This is a genomic window from Pseudomonas sp. RW409, assembly GCF_003184125.1.
GTDB classification, from domain to species: domain Bacteria; phylum Pseudomonadota; class Gammaproteobacteria; order Pseudomonadales; family Pseudomonadaceae; genus Aquipseudomonas; species Aquipseudomonas chlororaphis_I.
The window spans coordinates 211,690-231,517 of the sequence record NZ_QHHP01000042.1 but is presented as its reverse complement, the minus strand read 5'-3'; the positions used below and the strand labels follow the sequence as shown (position 1 = coordinate 231,517).

General features: G+C 64.0%; 17 protein-coding genes. 15 read left to right on the top strand and 2 right to left on the bottom strand.

Annotation, left to right across the window (positions count from 1 at the left end; translation table 11 throughout):
- Positions 1-256 precede the first annotated feature (256 nt).
- Positions 257-724, bottom strand: coding sequence for an NUDIX hydrolase (locus DK261_RS28040; RefSeq protein WP_009048460.1), 468 nt, complete (start codon positions 722-724; stop codon positions 257-259).
- Positions 725-996: 272 nt separating this feature from the next.
- Between DK261_RS28040 and DK261_RS28035 the strand changes: the two genes are divergently transcribed.
- Positions 997-1,863: a patatin-like phospholipase family protein gene (locus tag DK261_RS28035; RefSeq protein ID WP_110177074.1), complete on the top strand. Its 867-nt coding sequence runs from the start codon at positions 997-999 to the stop codon at positions 1,861-1,863.
- 3 nt (positions 1,864-1,866) lie between these two features.
- Here DK261_RS28035 and DK261_RS28030 read toward each other — a convergent pair whose 3' ends face one another.
- Entirely contained in the window at positions 1,867-2,787 is a 921-nt protein-coding gene (locus DK261_RS28030; RefSeq protein ID WP_009048462.1) for a MurR/RpiR family transcriptional regulator, read from the bottom strand.
- Positions 2,788-3,108: 321 nt separating this feature from the next.
- Here DK261_RS28030 and iolC point away from each other — a divergent pair, with 321 nt between their 5' ends.
- The 14 genes from iolC (at position 3,109) to DK261_RS27960 (ending at position 19,814) form a co-directional block, all read left to right on the top strand.
- Positions 3,109-5,046 carry a 5-dehydro-2-deoxygluconokinase gene (iolC, locus tag DK261_RS28025; RefSeq protein WP_110177073.1) on the top strand — a complete coding sequence of 646 codons (1,938 nt, stop codon included), beginning with the start codon at positions 3,109-3,111 and terminating at the stop codon, positions 5,044-5,046.
- 274 nt (positions 5,047-5,320) lie between these two features.
- Entirely contained in the window at positions 5,321-6,214 is an 894-nt protein-coding gene (gene iolE / locus DK261_RS28020) for a myo-inosose-2 dehydratase (protein ID WP_038631758.1), read from the top strand.
- Positions 6,211-7,035, top strand: coding sequence for a 5-deoxy-glucuronate isomerase (gene iolB / locus DK261_RS28015; protein ID WP_038631761.1), 825 nt, complete (start codon positions 6,211-6,213; stop codon positions 7,033-7,035). Before iolE ends, iolB begins: the two co-directional genes overlap by 4 nt.
- A gap of 30 nt (positions 7,036-7,065) precedes the next feature.
- A complete protein-coding gene (locus tag DK261_RS28010; protein WP_101282251.1) occupies positions 7,066-8,565 on the top strand; it encodes a CoA-acylating methylmalonate-semialdehyde dehydrogenase in 1,500 nt (499 codons plus the stop codon).
- Positions 8,566-8,600: 35 nt separating this feature from the next.
- Positions 8,601-9,422, top strand: coding sequence for a TIM barrel protein (locus tag DK261_RS28005; protein WP_110177071.1), 822 nt, complete (start codon positions 8,601-8,603; stop codon positions 9,420-9,422).
- A gap of 143 nt (positions 9,423-9,565) precedes the next feature.
- Positions 9,566-11,500 carry a 3D-(3,5/4)-trihydroxycyclohexane-1,2-dione acylhydrolase (decyclizing) gene (gene iolD / locus DK261_RS28000; protein WP_110177069.1) on the top strand — a complete coding sequence of 645 codons (1,935 nt, stop codon included), beginning with the start codon at positions 9,566-9,568 and terminating at the stop codon, positions 11,498-11,500.
- A 34-nt stretch (positions 11,501-11,534) separates the two neighbouring features.
- A complete protein-coding gene (locus DK261_RS27995) occupies positions 11,535-12,545 on the top strand; it encodes a Gfo/Idh/MocA family protein (protein WP_028682671.1) in 1,011 nt (336 codons plus the stop codon).
- 175 nt (positions 12,546-12,720) lie between these two features.
- Positions 12,721-13,581 (top strand): sugar phosphate isomerase/epimerase family protein, encoded by an 861-nt coding sequence (locus DK261_RS27990; protein ID WP_110177067.1) that lies wholly within the window; start codon positions 12,721-12,723, stop codon positions 13,579-13,581.
- 273 nt (positions 13,582-13,854) lie between these two features.
- Complete coding sequence (locus tag DK261_RS27985) at positions 13,855-14,913, top strand: Gfo/Idh/MocA family oxidoreductase (RefSeq protein WP_009048471.1); 1,059 nt, start codon at positions 13,855-13,857, stop codon at positions 14,911-14,913.
- A gap of 130 nt (positions 14,914-15,043) precedes the next feature.
- Positions 15,044-15,229: a hypothetical protein gene (locus DK261_RS27980; RefSeq protein WP_009048472.1), complete on the top strand. Its 186-nt coding sequence runs from the start codon at positions 15,044-15,046 to the stop codon at positions 15,227-15,229.
- Positions 15,230-15,283: 54 nt separating this feature from the next.
- Entirely contained in the window at positions 15,284-16,210 is a 927-nt protein-coding gene (locus DK261_RS27975; protein WP_009048473.1) for a sugar ABC transporter substrate-binding protein, read from the top strand.
- A 98-nt stretch (positions 16,211-16,308) separates the two neighbouring features.
- Positions 16,309-17,874: a sugar ABC transporter ATP-binding protein gene (locus DK261_RS27970; RefSeq protein ID WP_009048474.1), complete on the top strand. Its 1,566-nt coding sequence runs from the start codon at positions 16,309-16,311 to the stop codon at positions 17,872-17,874.
- A 70-nt stretch (positions 17,875-17,944) separates the two neighbouring features.
- Complete coding sequence (locus DK261_RS27965) at positions 17,945-18,967, top strand: ABC transporter permease (RefSeq protein WP_007923642.1); 1,023 nt, start codon at positions 17,945-17,947, stop codon at positions 18,965-18,967.
- A gap of 442 nt (positions 18,968-19,409) precedes the next feature.
- Complete coding sequence (locus DK261_RS27960; RefSeq protein WP_007923643.1) at positions 19,410-19,814, top strand: TraR/DksA family transcriptional regulator; 405 nt, start codon at positions 19,410-19,412, stop codon at positions 19,812-19,814.
- The last annotated feature ends 14 nt before the right edge of the window (positions 19,815-19,828 follow it).

Sequence of the window (19,828 nt, the reverse complement as noted above, 5' to 3'; positions counted from 1 at the left end):
AATAAGACGAGGGTGAACGTTCTCGGGTGGCTGTTGGCGCAACGTTCGCGGGCGATCTGAAAACATGAGGCGGGCTATAAGCGTCGGAGTTGTACAAGTCCCGCCAAGTACTCCTGTCTATATACCGTTGATAACGGTTGAAAACCCGCAGCCTGATATTGCACTGCGGGTTCAAGTGCCCGAAACAGTAGCGAGCCCGTTCGACTGTTTCGGTTTGGCCGGCTCAATAAACCGCCGTGCATTTCAAACCGCTTGTTTATTGTTCACTCCAGGCGATTGCCCGATTGAAGGCCTCATAGGTTTCGGACTCGGTAAACTCTGCAGTCGGAACAATCTTGAGTGATTTCAGCAGGTCCTCAACATCGTCCTGCAGCCCGACTTGCACGAAGAACTGCTGGATACTGCTCATCTCGCTGTTGGTCAGGCTGCCCAGGAAATTCTTGCCCTGGTAGTTCTCGGCTACATAAAAGCTGTAGTTATTGTTGCCAACCCTGGACTTGTAGATTGACGTCAACCCACCGCTGCCCAAGGTGATTTTACCGTCGCTTTCCTCTTTCATCTCTCGGGCGATAGTGTCGTGATCGGTCTCTCCCGCATTCTTGGTTCCGCCGAAAAACTGCGGCATGCCGCCATACACGAGATTGGCGCGTTTAATGGGGAAGTAGAGGTAGCCATTATCCTCGTCTTCGGAATGAAGAAGAATTGCGTATGCTTTATCGACCATGATGCGCTCCTTGCGTGAGTTTGAACGTTTAACCTCAAACTTCCCTGGCACTACGAGGGACGTGTCCTGATGCCCATGACCAGCACTTGATTGAGCAGCGCAAGCACGAGTGTGCTGTGGAGCATCCGTTACCCAGCGTAGGTGAGCGATGTAGCCGGTGCCGGTCTTTCAGATGAAAAGCATGCGATGGCACGGGAGTCGCCAGACGGCCTCGTAGCGGAGTGTGGCAGCGCTATTGTGTAGGAAGGCTGAGTGTTGGCAGGAGAAGCGTTATGCATCCCACCAAAACCGCCCTTGTCCTTGCCGGTGGCGGCAGCCTCGGGGCTGTCCAGGTGGGGATGCTGCGGGCGCTGCTCGAAAAGCACGTGGTGTTCGACCTGGTGGTCGGGGCGTCGGTCGGGGCCCTCAACGGCGCCTACTTTGCCGCCAGGCCCAATGCCCGCGGCGTCGCCGAACTGGCCGATTTCTGGCGTGGCTTGCGCAAGGCCGACGTGTTTCCGTTTTCCGTGATTGACGCGCTGTCCTCCGTGCTCAAGCGTCGCGGCTGCCTGTTGCCCTCGTCGGCGCTGGCGAGCCTGGTGCGCCGGGTGCTGCCGGTCACCCGCATCGAAGACACCGAACTGCCCCTGCATATCGTCACCACCAACCTGCTCACCGGGGCCGAGGAGCTGTTATCCAGTGGCAGCGTCGAGCAGGCCCTGCTGGCCAGTGCCGCGATTCCGCTGGTGTTTCCGTGGGTGCAGATCGGCGACAAGCTGCTGGTCGACGGCGGCGTCGCCAGCAACACCCCGATCGCCGCGGCGGTGTCGCTGGGCGCGACCCGGGTCATCGTGGTGCCGACCGGATTCGGCTGTGCCTGCCCGCGACCGCCGAGCGGCTTGATCGCCCTGGCCTTGCACACCCTGAACCTGATGAGCATGCGCCAGCTGGTGCGGGACATTGAGCTCTATTCGCCACAGGCGGCGATCCATGTGGTCGCGCCGTTGTGTCCGCTGGGCATTTCGGTGTTCGACTTCAGCCAGACCGAGCAACTGTTGCAACGGGCCCACCGGCAGACCCTGGCCTGGGTCGAGGAGGGCGGCCTGCTGCGCACCGGCGTGCCGGGGGCGTTGCAGGCGCATACGCACTCGGCGGGGTGAGGCTCAGTCCTCGAACCCCGCCTGCTCGTGAATCTCGTCGACCTTCAGTTCCAGGCGGTAGGCCACGGCGATGAACAGCGCCTGGCACAGGCACAGGGTCGCGCTCAAAGAGCGGAAGGCGAAGGAGCTGCCTTCGTTGACCAGCAGTACGCTGTTGGCGCGCTTGGCCAGGGGCGACAGGTTGCTGTCGGTGATGATCAGGGTCTTGGCCTGATGGTGCTGGGCGATGCGCAGGCAGTGCTGGGTTTCCTTGGCATACGGGGTGAAGCTGATGGCGATCACCAGGTCGTTGGGGCGGATGCTGCGCATCTGTTCGCGGTAGCTGCCGCCCAGGCCCGACACCAGATGGATGCGCTTGTTGGTGTGCTGCAGGTTGTACACCAGGTAGTCGGCCACGGCGAAGGAGCGGCGCACCCCGACCACATAAATGTTGTCGGCGTTGACCACCAGGTCCACGGCCTTGTCGAAGGCCGCGTCATCCAGTTCCAGGCCCAGGCGCTCGATGCCCGACAGGGTGGCGTTGATGCACTCGCGCGCCAGGTCGCCGCCGCTGGCCTTCTGCGACTTGTTGGCGATCATGCTGCGGATGCGCTGCTGGTAGTTCTGTACCGGGGTGGTCTTGTGGGTGTAGGCCTCGCGGAACAGCGCCTGCATCTCGCTGAAGCCGCTGAAACCGAAGCGTTGGGAGAAGCGCACGATGGCCGAAGGGTGCACCTCGCATTCGCGGGCGATGTCGCTGATGCGGTCGACCATGATCCGGTCGCTCTGCTGGCTCATGTAGCTGGCAATGCGCTTGAGCTGGCGCGGCAGGCTTTCGTATTCCTGGGTGATCAGTTGCAACAGGCGTTCGGCATTGATCGGGGGGCTGGCGAGGTCGCTGTCTTGCGGGCTCTCGGTCGTGGCCGGCTGATCGGTGCGGGACATAGGCAATCCTTCTGTGCTTACTGGCTTGTACTTGATGGGAACGGGCTGGTGATCCATTCCCTGACAATAGGTGGGCTGTGCGCAGTCTACAGGGTCGGCGCAGGGAAAATCTTGAGGCGCGGGCCCACAGGCCGTCTGCTGAAACGATGCACGCTGCCTGGACCGGCCTTGAAAAAGTTTATTGGAAAAAATATTCCACGTAAAAATTTTATAGAAAAAATATTGATTGGTGCCGGTGAACGTTTTAGTCTGCATCCACCACGAGCGTTCGGCACCTTCCTCGGTGCCACGCGCAGGCTGATAAAAATAACAGGAGCCAGCATGGGCCAGACTCGTTTTGCCAATGGGCGTCAATTGGATCTGATTTGCCTCGGACGCCTGGGCGTCGACCTCTATGCGCAGCAGGTCGGGGCCCGGCTGGAAGATGTCTCAAGCTTCGCCAAATACCTCGGCGGCTCGTCCGCCAACATCGCCTTCGGCACCGCGCGCCTGGGCTTGCGCTCGGCGATGCTGAGCCGGGTCGGCGACGATCACATGGGGCGTTTTCTGGTGGAGTCCCTGGCCCGCGAAGGCTGCGATGTCAGCGCGATCAAGGTCGACCCGGAGCGCCTGACCGCGCTGGTCCTGCTCGGTCTCAAGGACCGCGAAACCTTCCCCCTGGTGTTCTACCGCGAGAACTGCGCCGACATGGCCCTGCGCGCCGAAGACATCAGCGAAGCCTTTATCGCCTCCAGCAAAGCCTTGCTGATCACCGGCACCCATTTCTCCACCGACAGCGTGTACCAGGCCAGCCTCCAGGCCCTGGAGTACGCCGAGCGACACAACGTCCAGCGCGTGCTCGACATCGACTACCGCCCGGTGCTCTGGGGCCTGGCGGGCAAGGCTGATGGCGAGACCCGGTTTGTCGCCGACCAGAACGTCAGCGCCCATGTGCAGAAGATCCTGCCGCGCTTCGATCTGATCGTCGGCACCGAAGAAGAATTCCTGATCGCCGGTGGCAGCGACGACTTGCTCAGCGCCTTGCGCGCCGTGCGTTCGCTGACCGCCGCGACCCTGGTGGTCAAGCTCGGCCCCCAGGGCTGCACGGTGATCCACGGGGCGATCCCGGCGCGCCTGGAAGACGGCGCCATTTACCCCGGGGTGCGGGTCGAAGTGCTCAACGTGCTGGGGGCGGGCGATGCCTTTATGTCCGGCTTCCTCAGCGGCTGGCTGGAGGAAGCCAGCGACGAGCGCTGCTGCCAGCTGGCCAACGCCTGCGGCGGTTTAGTCGTGTCGCGCCATGCCTGCGCGCCGGCGATGCCGACCCGCGCCGAGCTGGATTACCTGTTCAGCAGCCCGGTACCCATCACCCGGCCGGACCAGGACAGCACCCTGCAGCGCCTGCATCAGGTCAGCGTGCCGCGCAAGGCCTGGAAGCAGCTGTTCATCTTTGCCTTCGATCATCGTGGGCAGTTGGTGGAACTGGCGCAGAAGGGCGGGCGCGAGCTCAAGGCTATTGGTGAGCTCAAGCAGCTGTTTATCCAGGCCGTGGAGCGGGTCGAGGCCGACTTGCGCGCGCAGGGCGTCGAGGCCGATGTCGGCCTGCTGGCCGACCAGCGTTTCGGCCAGGACTCGCTGAACGCCGCCACCGGCCGTGGCTGGTGGGTGGCGCGGCCGGTGGAAGTCCAGGGCTCGCGGCCGCTGGCCTTCGAACACGGGCGTTCGATCGGCAGCAACCTGATTGCCTGGCCCCAGGAGCAGATCATCAAGTGCCTGGTGCAGTACCACCCGGACGACGAGCCGCTGCTGCGCCTGGAGCAGGAAGCGCAGATCAAGGGCCTGTACCAGGCGTCCCAGGTCAGCGGCCATGAGCTGCTGCTGGAAATCATTCCGCCCAAGGACCACCCCTCGACTCACCCGGACGTGCTCTACCGCGCCCTCAAGCGCCTGTACAACCTGGGCATCTTTCCGGCCTGGTGGAAGATCGAGGCGCAAAGCGCCGAGCAGTGGAAGCAGCTCGATGAGCTGATCGAGGAGCGCGACCCCTATTGCCGTGGCGTGGTGCTGCTGGGCCTCAACGCCCCGGCGGCGGCCCTGGCCGAGGGCTTCCGCCAGGCCGGTAACAGCCGCACCTGCCGCGGGTTCGCCGTGGGCCGCACGATTTTCCACGAGCCGAGCCGAGCCTGGCTGGCCAGCGAGATCGACGACGAAACCCTGATCCGCCGGGTGCAGGCGACCTTCGTCGAGCTGATCGACGCCTGGCGCGCCGCCCGCGCCTGAACATAGAGCCTGACCGCAAGAGCCTTGACGCAACACCTGTAGCCGCTGCCGAGCTTTAGCGAGGCTGCGATCGAGTGCGAAGCGCTCGCAAAACCTGACAACGCGTAGTGTCAGGTACAACGCTTGCGGTGGCTGCGCCACCGATCGCAGCCTCGCTAAAGCTCGGCAGCGGCTACAGGGCTACAGCGGCTACAGCGGCTACAGGGGCTGCAGCAGTGGGTACGAGGCCGGGAATTTTTCAGAACTGGTTTAGAAAACAATAAAAGGTGCAGCCATGCCCGCAATCCGAATTGGCATCAACCCGATTTCCTGGAGCAACGACGACCTACCGTCCCTCGGCGGCGAAACGCCTTTGAGCACGGCGCTGAGCGAGGGCAAGGCAATCGGCTACGAAGGTTTCGAGCTCAACGGCAAGTTCCCCAAGGATGCCAAGGGCGTCGGCGATGTGCTGCGCCCGTACGACCTGGCGCTGGTCTCGGGCTGGTATTCCAGCCGCCTGGCGCGGCGCTCGGTGGCCGAGGAGATCGACGCCATCGCCAGCCATGTCCAGCTGCTGGCGCAGAACGGTGCCAGGGTGCTGGTCTACGGCGAGGTCGCCGACTCGATCCAGGGCCAGCGCATTGCCCTGGTGGAGCGTCCGCGTTTTCACAGCGAACAGGCCTGGCAGGAATACGCCGACAAGCTCACCGAGCTGGCGCGTTTCACCCTGTCCCAGGGCGTGCGCCTGGCGTACCACCACCATATGGGCGCCTACGTCGAATCGCCGGCGGACATCGATAAGTTGATGAGCCTGACCGGCAGCGAAGTCGGCCTGCTGTTCGATTCGGGCCACTGCTACATGGGCGGCGGCGAACCGCTGGAAGTGCTGCGCAAGCACATCGGTCGTGTCTGCCATGTGCACTTCAAGGACGTGCGCAAGCCGGTGGTGCAGCTGGCGCGCAACAACCTGTGGAGTTTCCCCGACTGCATCATCAACGGCACCTTCACCGTGCCGGGGGATGGCGACATCGATTTCGCCGCGCTGCTGGACGAGCTGTTGGCCGCCGATTACCAGGGCTGGCTGGTGGTGGAGGCCGAGCAGGACCCGGCGGTGGCACCGAGTTACATCTACGCGAAGAAGGGCTACGACACCCTGCGCGCGTTGCTCGATGAGAGGACTGCCCCATGAGCCTGCTGGTAAAAAGCGCGGCCAAGGGCCGGACCATGGTCCAGTTGACTGAGGGCCGATTGCAGTACGTCGGTTTTGCCGCCTACCGCCTGAGCCTCGGTGAAAGCCTGCCCCTCAGTGCCGGTGATAAAGAGCTGTGCCTGGTGCTGCTCAGTGGACGCATCGGCATTCAAGGCGAAGCGCCGGGGCAGGGCGCGTTCGGCTGGGACAACCTCGGCGACCGGCAATCGGTGTTCGAGGACAAATCGCCCTTCGCCGTCTACCTGCCACCCGGCAGCCAGGCCCAGGTCACGGCCCTGAGCGATGTGCAGATCGCCGTCTGCGCCGCGCCCGGCTGCACTGCAAAAAGCTCCGCCGCAAACGGCCTCGGCCCCCGGCTGATCCGTCCCGAAAGCATGAAGCGCAGCGTGCGCGGCAAGGGCGCCAACACCCGCTATGTCTGCGACATCCTGCCGGACAGCGAGCCAGCCCATTCGTTGCTGGTGGTGGAGGTGCGTACGCCGTCCGGGCATTCCTCCAGCTACCCGCCGCACAAGCACGACACCGACGACCTGCCGCACCAGAGCTTTCTCGAAGAGACCTATTACCACCAGGTCAATCCGCCCCAGGGCTTTGTGTTCCAGCGGGTCTACACCGACGACCGCAGCATCGACGAGGCCATGGCCGTGGAACACGGCGACCTGGTGGTGGTGCCCAAGGGTTACCACCCGGTCAGCGTGCCCTATGGCTACGAGTCCTATTACCTGAACGTCATGGCCGGGCCCAAGCGGGTCTGGCAGTTCCACAACGATCCGCAGCACAGCTGGCTGCTGGATCTGTGATTTCCAACCTTCGAATGGAGAACAAGAATAATGAGTGACGCCCCGGTAATCGGCCATTACATCGACGGTCAGGTGCAAGGCAGCGGCGAGCGCTTCGCCAACGTATTCAACCCGGCCACCGGCCGCGTGCAGGCCCGGGTCGCCCTGGCCAGCCAGAAGACGGTGGACGACGCCGTTGCTTCGGCGATGAAGGCCTTCCCGGCCTGGTCCGAGCAGTCGGCGCTGCGCCGTTCGCGGGTGATGTTCAAGTTCAAGGAACTGCTGGACCAACACCACAACGAACTGGCAGAGATCATCACCCGCGAGCACGGCAAGGTGCTGTCCGACGCCCGCGGCGAAGTGACCCGCGGCATCGAGATCGTCGAGTTCGCCTGTGGCGCGCCGAGCCTGCTGAAAACCGACTTCAGCGACAACATCGGCGGCGGCATCGACAACTGGAACCTGCGCCAGCCCCTGGGCGTGTGCGCCGGGGTCACCCCGTTCAATTTCCCGGTGATGGTGCCGCTGTGGATGATCCCGCTGGCCCTGGTCAGCGGTAACTGCTTCATCCTCAAGCCGTCCGAGCGTGACCCGTCCGCCAGCCTGCTGATGGCCCGCCTGCTGACGCAAGCCGGGCTGCCCGATGGCGTGTTCAACGTGGTCCAGGGTGACAAGGCGGCGGTGGACGGGCTGTTGCAGCACCCGGACATCGAAGCGATTTCCTTTGTCGGCTCGACACCGATCGCCGAGTACATCCACCAGCAGGCCACCTCCCGCGGCAAGCGCGTGCAAGCCCTGGGCGGGGCGAAGAACCATATGATCGTGATGCCCGATGCCGACCTCGACCAGGCCGCCGACGCGCTGATCGGCGCGGCCTACGGCTCGGCCGGCGAGCGCTGCATGGCGATCTCCATCGCCGTGGCGGTGGGCGAGGTCGGCGATCGGTTGATCGAGAAACTGCGGCCGCGCATCGACCAGTTGAAGATCGGCAACGGCATGCAGGGCGACAGCGACATGGGGCCGCTGGTGACCGCCGAGCACAAGGCCAAGGTCGAAGGTTTTATCGACCAGGGCGTGGCCCAGGGCGCGCAACTGCTGGTGGACGGCCGCGGCTTCAAGGTGCCGGGCGCGGAGCAGGGCTTTTTTGTCGGCGCCACCCTGTTCGACGGCGTGACCACGGAGATGAGCATCTACCAGGAAGAAATCTTCGGCCCGGTGCTGGGCATCGTCCGGGTGGCGGATTTCGCCAGTGCGGTGGCGCTGATCAACGCCCATGAATTCGGCAACGGCGTGTCCTGCTTCACCAGTGACGGCGGCGTGGCCCGGGCCTTCGCCCGCAACATCAAGGTCGGCATGGTCGGCATCAACGTGCCGATTCCGGTGCCCATGGCCTGGCATTCCTTCGGCGGCTGGAAGCGCTCGCTGTTCGGTGATCACCACGCCTACGGCGAGGAAGGCCTGCGTTTCTACAGCCGCTACAAGAGCGTGATGCAACGCTGGCCGGACAGCATCGCCAAGGGCCCCGAGTTCAGCATGCCGACCGCCAAGTAAAACCCTTCAACCCGTTGCTCTGGAGAACAAGAATAATGAGCCAGCCCCTGCGTTTCGCCCTGAATCGTATGGTTGCCCCACGTTTGAGCCTGCCGGCGTTCATCGAGTTGGCGGTGACCCTGAAAGCCGATGCCATCGAGATCCGCAATGACCTTGCGGGCGTGGAGATCGAAGACGGCACGCCGCCGCAGCAGGTGCGCCAGTTGTGCGCGGCCCATGGCATCCAGGTGCTGTCGATCAATGCGCTGTACCCCTTCGATGTCTGGAACGACGAGCGTCGCGCCCAGGCCCTGAAGCTCGCCGCCTATGCCCGCGACTGCGGCGCCCGCGGTCTGGTGATGTGCCCGCTGAACGACCGCGCCGATACCCGCAACGAAGCCGAACGCGCCGCCGGCCTGCGCACTGCCTTGACGCAGCTGGCGCCGATCCTGCGCGAGCACGGGATTCTCGGTTTTATCGAGCCCCTGGGCTTCGAGGAATGCTCCCTGCGGCGCAAGCGCACGGCGGTGGAGGCGATCCGCGCCATCGGCGGGCTGGATGTGTTCCGCCTGGTGCACGACACCTTTCACCATCATCTGGCCGGGGAGCAGGAGTTCTTCCCCGAGCTCACCGGGCTGGTGCATATCTCCGGGGTCGAGGATCGCGAGGCGCCGCTGGCGAGCATCCGCGACGGCCACCGGGTGCTGGTGGGCGAGGGCGACATCCTCGGCAACGCGGCGCAGATCGAGGCTCTGCTTGCCAGTGGCTACAGCGGCCACCTGTCGTTCGAGCCGTTCGCCGACAGCGTGCATGGGCTGGCGGATATCCAGCGGGCGATCGGCGCGAGCATCGACCACCTCAAGCACGCCCTGGCCTGATGCATTCCCCCACTGTAGGAGCGAGCTTGCTCGCGATGGACGCTAACGATGACGCGATATGCCTGTAGAAACGCGGTGCGTCTGAATCCATCGCGAGCAAGCTCGCTCCTACAGGGTTCAGCGTATCTATTGAAGGTGCAGATATGACTACGACACGACTGACCATGGCCCAGGCCCTGGTGAAATTCCTCGACAACCAGTACGTCGAGATCGATGGGGTGCAGAGCAAGTTCGTCGCCGGGATCTTCACCATCTTCGGCCACGGCAACGTGCTCGGCCTGGGCCAGGCCCTGGAGCAGGACAGCGGCGAGCTGCTGGTGCATCAGGGCCGCAACGAGCAGGGCATGGCTCATGCGGCCATCGGCTTCGCCAAGCAGCACCTGCGGCGCAAGATCTACGCCTGCACCTCGTCGGTGGGCCCGGGCGCGGCGAACATGCTGACCGCCGCGGCGACCGCCACCGCCAACCGCATTCCTTTGTTGCTGCTGCCCGGCGATGTCTACGCCAGCCGTCAGCCCGACCCGGTGCTGCAACAGATCGAGCAGTTCCACGATCTGAGCATCAGCACCAACGATGCCTTCAAGGCCGTGAGCAAATACTGGGACCGCATCAACCGTCCCGAGCAACTGATGACCGCGGCGATCCACGCCATGCGCGTGCTCACCGACCCGGCGGAAACCGGCGCGGTGACCCTGGCCTTGCCCCAGGATGTGCAGGCCGAGGCCTACGATTACCCGGATTACTTCCTGCAAAAACGCGTGCACCGCATCGAACGCCGGCCGGCCACCGCGGCCATGCTCGAGGATGCTGTGGCGGCCTTCACCGGCAAGCGCAAGCCGCTGATCATCTGCGGCGGCGGGGTCAAGTACTCCGGGGCCAACGAAGCGCTGCAAGCCTTTGCCGAGCGCTTCGGCATTCCTTTCGCCGAAACCCAGGCCGGCAAGAGCGCGGTGGTTTCCAGCCATCCGCTGAACCTCGGCGGCATCGGCGAGACCGGTTGCCTGGCGGCCAACCTGCTGGCGAAAGAGGCGGACCTGATCATCGGCATCGGCACCCGCTACAGCGATTTCACCACCGCCTCGAAGTCGCTGTTCCGCGCCGATGCGCAGTTTCTCAACCTGAATATCAGCCCCTGCGATGCCCTGAAGCTCGACGGCGTGCAACTGCTGGCGGATGCCCGCGAAGGCCTGGACGGGTTGGCCGAGGCCCTGGCGCGCAGCGACTACCAGGCGGCCTGGGGGGCGCAGATCAGCCAGGCGCGGGCGCAGCTGGAGGCGGAGGTGGACCGGGTCTACCAGGTCGAATACCACGCCGAGGGTTTTGTCCCGGAGATTAACGACCACATGGACCCGGCGGTGCTGCGCGAATTCATCGAACTGACCGGCTCCTGCCTGACCCAGAGCCGGGTGCTGGGGGTGCTCAACCAGACCCTGGCCGACGACGCGGTGATCGTCGCCGCCGCCGGCAGCCTGCCCGGCGACCTGCAACGCAGCTGGCGCAGCAAGGGGGTCAACACCTACCACGTCGAGTACGGCTATTCCTGCATGGGCTACGAGGTCAACGCGGCCCTGGGGGTCAAGCTCGCCGAGCCCCAGCGCGAGGTCTACGCCCTGGTGGGCGACGGCTCCTACCTGATGCTGCATTCGGAGCTGGCCACCTCGATCCAGGAGCGGCGCAAGATCAACGTGGTGCTGCTGGACAACATGACCTTCGGCTGCATCAACAACCTGCAGATGGAACACGGCATGGACAGCTTCGGCACCGAGTTCCGCTTCCGCAACCCGGAAACCGGCAAGCTCGACGGTGCCTTCGTGCCGGTGGATTTCGCCATGAGCGCGGCGGCCTATGGCTGCAAGACCTACAAGGTGAGGACGGTCGAGGAGCTGCAGGCGGCCCTGGCCGATGCGCGGACCCAGAGCGTGTCGACCCTGATCGATATCAAGGTCCTGCCCAAGACCATGATCCACAAGTACCTGTCCTGGTGGCGGGTCGGGGTGGCGCAGGTGTCCACCAGCGCCCGTACCGATGCGGTGGCCAGACAACTCAACGAACGCCTGGCCAAGGCCCGGCAGTACTGATTGCTCTCGAACGAACAACAACAGGAGTAGCACCATGTCTTTGAAACTGGGCGTCATCGGTACCGGGGCCATCGGCCAGGACCATATCCGTCGTTGCAGCCAGACCCTGCTGGGCAGCCAGGTGGTGGCGGTCACCGATATCAACCTGGAGCAGGCGGCGAAGGTGGTGGCCGAGCTGAAGATCGCCGCCGAGGTGTATCCCGATGGCCACGCGCTGATCAAGGCGCCGGAGGTCGAGGCGGTGCTGGTCACCTCCTGGGGGCCGAGCCATGAAGAGTTCGTGCTGGCGGCCATCGCCGCCGGCAAGCCGGTGTTCTGCGAGAAGCCGCTGGCAGTGACCGCCGCCGGCTGCCGCAAGATCGTCGAGGCCGAAATGGCCCACGGCAAGCGCCTGGTCCAGGTGGGCTTCATGCGCCCCTACGATACCGGCTACCGCGCGCTGAAGGCGGTGATCGACAGCGGCCAGATCGGCGAGCCGCTGATGCTGCACTGCGCCCACCGCAACCCGCGGGTCGGCGAGAACTACAAGACCGACATGGCGATCACCGACACCCTGATCCATGAGCTGGACGTGCTGCGCTGGCTGCTGGCCGACGACTACGTGTCAGTGCAGGTGGTGTTCCCGCGCAAGTCGAGCAAGGCGTTGGCGCACCTGCGCGACCCGCAGGTGGTGCTGCTGGAAACCGCCAAGGGCACGCGCATCGACGTCGAGGTCTTCGTCAACTGCCAGTACGGCTATGACATCCAGTGCGAAGTGGTGGGCGAGACCGGCATCGCCAAATTGCCGGAGCCGTCCCAGGTGCAGTTGCGTAGCGAGGCCAAGCTGTCCAACGCGATCCTGATGGACTGGAAGGACCGCTTTATCGCCGCTTATGACGTCGAGCTGCAGGCCTTTATCGACGGCGTGCGGGCCGGGCAGGTGGGCGGTCCTTCGGCCTGGGACGGTTATGCCGCGGCGGTGGCCGCCGATGCCTGCATCGAGGCGCAGAACAGCGGGCAGATCGTCAAGGTCGCGCAACCGCCGCGCCCGGCGTTCTATGGCTGAATGCTGATTTTGTAGGAGCAGCCGGTCGACGCTCGATTGCCCGCGATGAACCTGAGAGCGCCGCGTTTATCCAGAAAATACGCGTCATCGTTAACGTCCATCGCGAGCAAGCTTCGCTCCTACAGGGTAGGCAGCGGCTACAGGTCATCACTTCAGATTCGGGGAGAACAATAAAATGCGTATCGCACTGGACCCCTACATGTACCGCCACCTGCCGCTGGGCCAGATGACCGACAAGGCCGCCGAGCTGGGGTATCAATACATCGAGCTGTCGCCCCGCGAGGATTTCCTGCCGTTCTACAAGGCGCCCCGGGTCGACCGGGCGCGGATCAAGGCGTTTCGCAAGGCCCTGAGCGACAGCGGCGTGCAACTCTCGTCCTTGTTGCCGATGTACCACTGGGCCGCCGCCGACGAAGGCTTGCGCGTGGCGGCGGTGCGCAACTGGAAGCGGGCGATCCAGATCACCGTGGAAATGGACTGCGAGCTGGTCAACACCGAGTTCACCGGCCAGTCGGACAACCCGCTGGTGTGCGAGAACCAGTTCATGCGCTCCATGGACGAGTTGATCCCGGAGTTCGAGCGCGAGGGCATCAAGCTGGATATCCAGGCCCATCCCTATGATTTCTGCGAGCGCAACAACGAGTCGGTGGACATCATCCGCGGCTTCGACCGGGACTGGATCAACTACCTGTACGCGGCGCCGCACACCTTCTTTTACGACGACGGCAAGGGCGATATCGCCTCGATGCTCAAGTACGCGGGCAGCAAGCTCAGCCACCTGATCATCGCCGACACCTACAACCACAAGGCGTCGTCGAGCCTGCGCTATATCGTCAACCCGCCGGGTGTCACCGCCACCGTGCACCAGCACCTGGACATCGGCCAGGGCGAAGTGGACTGGACGGCGTTCTTCGATACCTTGCGCGAGATCCAGTTCGACGGCATCGCCACGGTCTCGGTGTTCGCCTGGGAAGACCGCCCGGACGAATCCAACCGGATGATGCTGGAGCGGGTCAGCAGCGAACTGTGCCGCTGAAGCGACCCTTGTGGTCGGATCATGCGGATCGAATGGGGAGCGGCCGGCATTTCTACGTACCGCCGTTTGTAGGAGCAGCCGGTCGACGCTCGATTGCTCGCGATGAACCTGAAGATGCTGCGTTTCGTCAGGAAATACGCGTCATCGTTGACCTCCATCGCGAGCAAGCTTCGCTCCTACAAGGGCGAGTTGATTACCGTTACCGCGTGGTCGATCGCAGGCTGCGCCAGCGGCTACAGCAGTACAACGGTTCTATATAAGGAGGGCTTTGCGATGCGCATTGGTTTGGTGGGTTACGGCCATGGCGGCCGACATTTTCATGCACCGCTGATTGCCAGCCTGCCCGGCGCGACTTTTGTCGGGGTGGTCACCCGCTCGGCCGAGCGCCGGCAACTGCTGGCGGCGGAGCATCCCGGGGTGCGGGCCTTCGACAGCATCGAGCAACTGGTCGCGGCCGGGGTCGACGGGCTGGTGATTTCCACCCCGCTGGAGGGCCGCGCGGCGTTGGTGCTGGAAGCCATCGAGCGCGGTGTCCCGGTGGTCAGCGACAAGCCCTTCGCCAGCGACGTGGAACAGGCGCGGGCGCTGATCGACGCCGCTGCAACCCGCCGGGTGCCGCTGAGCCTGTACATGAACCGGCGCTGGGACTCGGACTTCCTCACCCTGCGCAAGCTGATCGACAGCGGCACCCTGGGCAGCGTCAGCCGCTTCGAGTCGCGGGTCGAGCGCTATGTGCCGCAGGCCGTGGGCAATGCCAGCGGCGGCGGGTTCCTGCGCGATCTTGGCAGCCATCTGGTGGACCAGGCCTTGCAGCTGTTCGGCCCGGTGACCCGGGTCTACGCCGAGTTGCAGTACGCCGCCCAGGCGCCGACCTGCGACTACGGTTTTTTCCTCGCCCTGAGCCATGCCAATGGCGTGGTTTCACATTTGTCCGGTAGTTGTCTGCAGAACTGCCAGGGACCGCGGTTCCGGGTCAGCGGTTCGGCCGGCAGTTATACGGTCGAGGGCCTGGACGGCCAGGAGCAGGCGCTGGTCGCCGGTCTGTCGCCGCAGACCGAGGGCGAGCGCTGGGGCGTCGAGGAACACCGGCGCTGGGGCTGGTTCGAGCAGGGCGAGATTCGCGAGCGGATAGCCTCCGAGCGGGGCGACTGGTTGCAGTTCTATAAACGCTGGCAGGCGGCGCTGCAAGGGCAGGGGCCGCTGCCGGTGACGCCGGCCGAGGCCCTGGCCACCACCCGCGTACTGGACGCCGCGCGCCTGAGCTGGCGCCAGCGCCAGGTGGTGGAAATGGCCGATTTCCGGCTGCAGAATGAATTTGGAATAAAATTCTAAAATGAGTTGATATAGAAATTATTTTCCAATAAAGTCCTTTCCAGGTTGCCGACTAGCAGGGTTCTCGCACCGACCTCAAGCCCGCCTTGAGCCGAGTGGAACCCGCCAACAAAAACAACAGGTACCGTCGATGAAAACCTTCAGTTCCGCTTTGCATCTGCTTCGTCGCGCATTCTTGCGCCGCCGTCCGCTGTCTCGCCAAACATCCCGGCCTGCCGCCATCGTCCAGTCCCTGGTCCGCCTGCTTTGCGTCGAACGCAAGGGCGCGCTGGTGTGCTGCATGCCCGGCGCGCCGATCGTGCGTCTGCCTCACTGAGTGGTTTCTGCGCCTTATCCATAAAACCTACAAGAATGTGGAGAAAGACCTTTCATGAAGACCAAGACCCGTTTTGCCACGCTCGCCCTGTCCCTGTTGCTGGGTAGCGGCTCGGCGTTCGCCGACCTGAAGATCGGCGTGAGCATGTCGCAGTTCGACGACACCTGGCTGACCTACCTGCGCGAATCCATGGACCAGAAAGCCAAGTCCCTGCCGGACGGCGTCACCCTGCAGTTCGAGGACGCCCGGGCCGACGTGGTCAAGCAACTGAGCCAGGTGGAAAGCTTTATCAGCCAGAAGGTCGACGCCATCGTGGTCAACCCGGTGGACACCGCGGCGACCCGCAAGATCACCGAGGCGGCGGTCAAGGCCGGGATTCCGCTGGTCTACGTCAACCGTCGTCCGGACGACCTGAACCTGCCCAAGGGCGTGGTCACCGTGGCCTCCAACGACCTGGAGGCCGGGCAGATGCAGATGCAGTACCTGGCCGACAAGATGGGCGGCAAGGGCGAGGTGGTGATCCTGCTGGGCGACCTGGCGAACAACTCCACCACCAACCGCACCAAGGGCGTCAAGGAAGTGCTGGCCAAGTACCCGGGGATCAAGGTCGAGCAGGAACAGACCGGGATCTGGCTGCGGGACAAGGCCATGACCCTGGTCAACGACTGGCTGACCCAGGGCCGCAAGTTCGATGCGGTGGTGGCCAACAACGATGAAATGGCCATCGGCGCCGCCATGGCGCTGAAACAGGCCGGGGTGGAGAAGGGCAGCGTACTGATCGCCGGGGTCGACGGCACGCCCGATGGCCTGCGCGCGGTGCAGAAGGGTGACCTGGCGGTCTCGGTGTTCCAGGATGCCAAGGGCCAGGCCGACGGCTCGATCGACACCGCGGTGAAGATGGCCAGGCACGAGCCGGTGGAACAGGCGGTGTGGGTGCCTTATCGCCTGATCACCCCGGAAAACGTCGCCCAGTTCAAATAGGCCCGCTTTAAAAAACGGGTTCAAAAAAGCTCGCCCGTTCCATCACAACAATAAGCCGGCGGGGTGGCCCAGCTGCCCCGCGGATGGAGTACCTGATCATGTTCGCTTCAGCGACTGCTTCGAGCATCCCGGCGGCGGCCGTGCCGCCCGCCGCCCAGTCCGGGCAAGAGCCCTACCTGCTGGAAGTCATCAACGTCAGCAAGGGCTTTCCCGGGGTTGTCGCCCTGTCCGATGTGCAGCTGCGGGTGCGCCCCGGCACGGTGCTGGCGCTGATGGGGGAGAACGGCGCGGGCAAGTCGACCCTGATGAAAATCATCGCCGGGATCTACCAGCCCGACGCCGGCGAGCTGCGGCTCAAGGGCCAGCGGGTGAATTTCGAGACGCCGCTGGCGGCCTTGCAGGCGGGGATCGCGATGATCCACCAGGAACTCAACCTGATGCCGCACATGAGCATTGCCGAGAACATCTGGATCGGCCGCGAGCAGCTCAACGGCCTGCATATGATCGATCACCGCGAGATGCACCGCTGCACCGCGCTGTTGCTGGAACGCCTGCGGATCAACCTCGACCCCGAGGAGCAGGTGGGCAACCTGAGCATCGCCGAGCGGCAGATGGTGGAGATCGCCAAGGCGGTGTCCTACGACTCCGACATCCTGATCATGGACGAACCGACCTCGGCCATTACCGAGAAAGAGGTGGCGCACCTGTTCTCGATCATTGCCGACCTCAAGGCCCAGGGTAAGGGCATCATCTATATCACCCACAAGATGAACGAAGTGTTCGCCATCGCCGATGAAGTGGCGGTGTTCCGCGACGGCGCCTACATCGGCCTGCAACGGGCCGACAGCATGGACGGCGACAGCCTGATCTCGATGATGGTCGGCCGCGAACTGAGCCAGCTGTTCCCGGTGCGCGAGAAGCCCATCGGCGAGCTGCTGATGTCGGTGCGCGACCTGCGCCTGGACGGGGTGTTCGAGGGCGTGTCCTTCGACCTGCACGCCGGGGAGATTCTCGGCATCGCCGGGCTGATGGGCTCGGGCCGCACCAACGTGGCCGAGACGATTTTCGGCATCACCCCCAGCGACGGCGGCGAGATCCGCCTCGACGGCCAGCCGGTGCGCATCAGCGACCCGCACATGGCCATCGAAAAGGGTTTTGCCCTGCTGACCGAGGACCGCAAGCTCAGCGGCCTGTTCCCCTGCCTGTCGGTCCTGGAAAACATGGAGATGGCGGTGCTGCCGCACTACGCCGGCAACGGCTTCATCCAGCAGAAGGCCCTGCGCGCCCTGTGCGAGGACATGTGCAAGAAGCTGCGGGTCAAGACCCCGTCCCTGGAGCAGTGCATCGACACCCTGTCCGGCGGCAACCAGCAGAAGGCCTTGCTCGCCCGCTGGCTGATGACCAACCCGCGGGTGCTGATCCTCGACGAACCGACCCGCGGCATCGACGTCGGCGCCAAGGCCGAGATCTACCGGCTGATCGCCTACCTCGCCGGCGAAGGCATGGCGGTGATCATGATTTCTTCGGAGCTGCCGGAAGTGCTGGGCATGAGCGACCGGGTGATGGTCATGCACGAGGGCGAGCTGATGGGCACCCTCGACCGCGGCGAAGCGACCCAGGAGAAGGTCATGCAACTGGCTTCCGGGATGTCCCTGGTCCACTAGCCGGCAAACGTATCAAGGCCATCGGCGAGCTGTGTTCGCCGCCGGCCATACAAGAAGAAGGTGAAGGCTTATGAACGCGATACTGGAAAACAAACCCGCGGCGGCGCCAGCCAGAACGCGCCGGCGCCTGCCCACCGAACTGAGCATCTTCCTGGTGCTGATCGGCATCGGCCTGGTGTTCGAACTGTTCGGCTGGATAGTGCGCGACCAGAGCTTCCTGATGAACTCCCAGCGCCTGGTGCTGATGATCCTGCAGGTGTCGATCATCGGCCTGCTGGCTATCGGCGTGACCCAGGTGATCATCACCACCGGCATCGACCTGTCGTCCGGCTCGGTGCTGGCGCTGTCGGCGATGATCGCCGCCAGCCTGGCGCAGACCTCGGACTTCACCCGCGCGGTGTTCCCGTCGCTGACCGACCTGCCGGTGTGGATCCCGGTGGTGGCCGGGCTGGGGGTAGGGCTGCTGGCGGGGGCGATCAACGGCAGCATCATCGCCATCACCGGCATCCCGCCCTTTATCGCTACCCTCGGCATGATGGTCTCGGCGCGCGGCCTGGCGCGTTATTACACCGAAGGCCAGCCGATCAGCATGCTCTCGGATTCCTACACGGCCATCGGCCACGGCGCGATGCCGGTGATCATCTTCCTGGTGGTGGCGGTGATCTTCCATATCGCCCTGCGCTACACCAAGTACGGCAAGTACACCTACGCCATCGGCGGCAACATGCAGGCGGCGCGGACCTCGGGGATCAACGTCAAGCGCCACCTGGTGATCGTCTACAGCATCGCCGGGCTGCTGGCGGGGCTGGCCGGGGTGGTGGCCTCGGCGCGGGCGGCGACCGGGCAGGCGGGCATGGGCATGTCCTACGAGCTGGACGCCATCGCCGCGGCGGTGATCGGCGGCACCAGCCTGGCCGGTGGCGTGGGGCGCATCACCGGCACCGTGATCGGAGCGCTGATCCTCGGGGTGATGGCCAGCGGTTTCACCTTCGTCGGTGTCGATGCCTACATCCAGGACATCATCAAGGGCCTGATCATCGTGGTGGCGGTGGTCATCGACCAGTACCGCAACAAGCGCAAGCTCAAGCGCTGAGCCCTGTGCTTCTGTAGGAGCGAAGCTTGCTCGCGATGGACTTCAACGATAACACTTAGCATCTGATGCACCGCGGCGTATTGACGATTATCGCGGGCAAGCCTCGCTCCTACAGAAGCCTTGCACCACGGCAGCGGCAGGCCTTTTTCGGGCCTGCCGTTGCCGTTTGTCTTCTAAAAGACCCCGGCCGATGGAATTTCTTGTTATAAACGCACTCCGATAACCGCCGCCAAAGCCAGCCCTGGCGGGCTTTCAGGGCTTGTCGGACAAATTCGATGTCATTTCAGTTGCTGAGGTCTCAAACGGGCCTTAGACTGCCGCCCCTCGTAAATTGAGTGCCGGGTGGCGCTTGGAATGTATGGCGCCTTTCCGATGCCCCGAAAGGGGGCACGGAAAACAGCTTTAATTCGCCTTAATGCACGTATTTTTTATAGAGAAATCAATGACAAAGGAAAAGTTGCTGGCCATGCCGGCGGATGACTACATGAACGCCGAGCAGCTGGCTTTTTTCACTGAGCTGTTGCAGGCCATGAAGGTCGAAACCCACGAGCGCATCGAACAGAACCGAATCGCCATTGAGAGCCTGGACACCCCGGCCGACCCTGCCGACGCGGCTTCCGTAGAGGAAGAGCGGACCTGGCTGGTCAACGCTATCGACCGCGACCAGCGCATGCTGCCGCAACTGGAGCAGGCCCTGGGCCGTATCGGCGACGACAGCTTCGGCTGGTGCGACGACAGCGGCGAGCCGATCGGCCTGAAACGCCTGCTGATCAGCCCGACCACCAAGTACTGCATCGAAGCTCAGGAACGTCACGAGCAGATCGACAAGCACCAGCGTCAGGCCTGATCGCCAAGACTTCT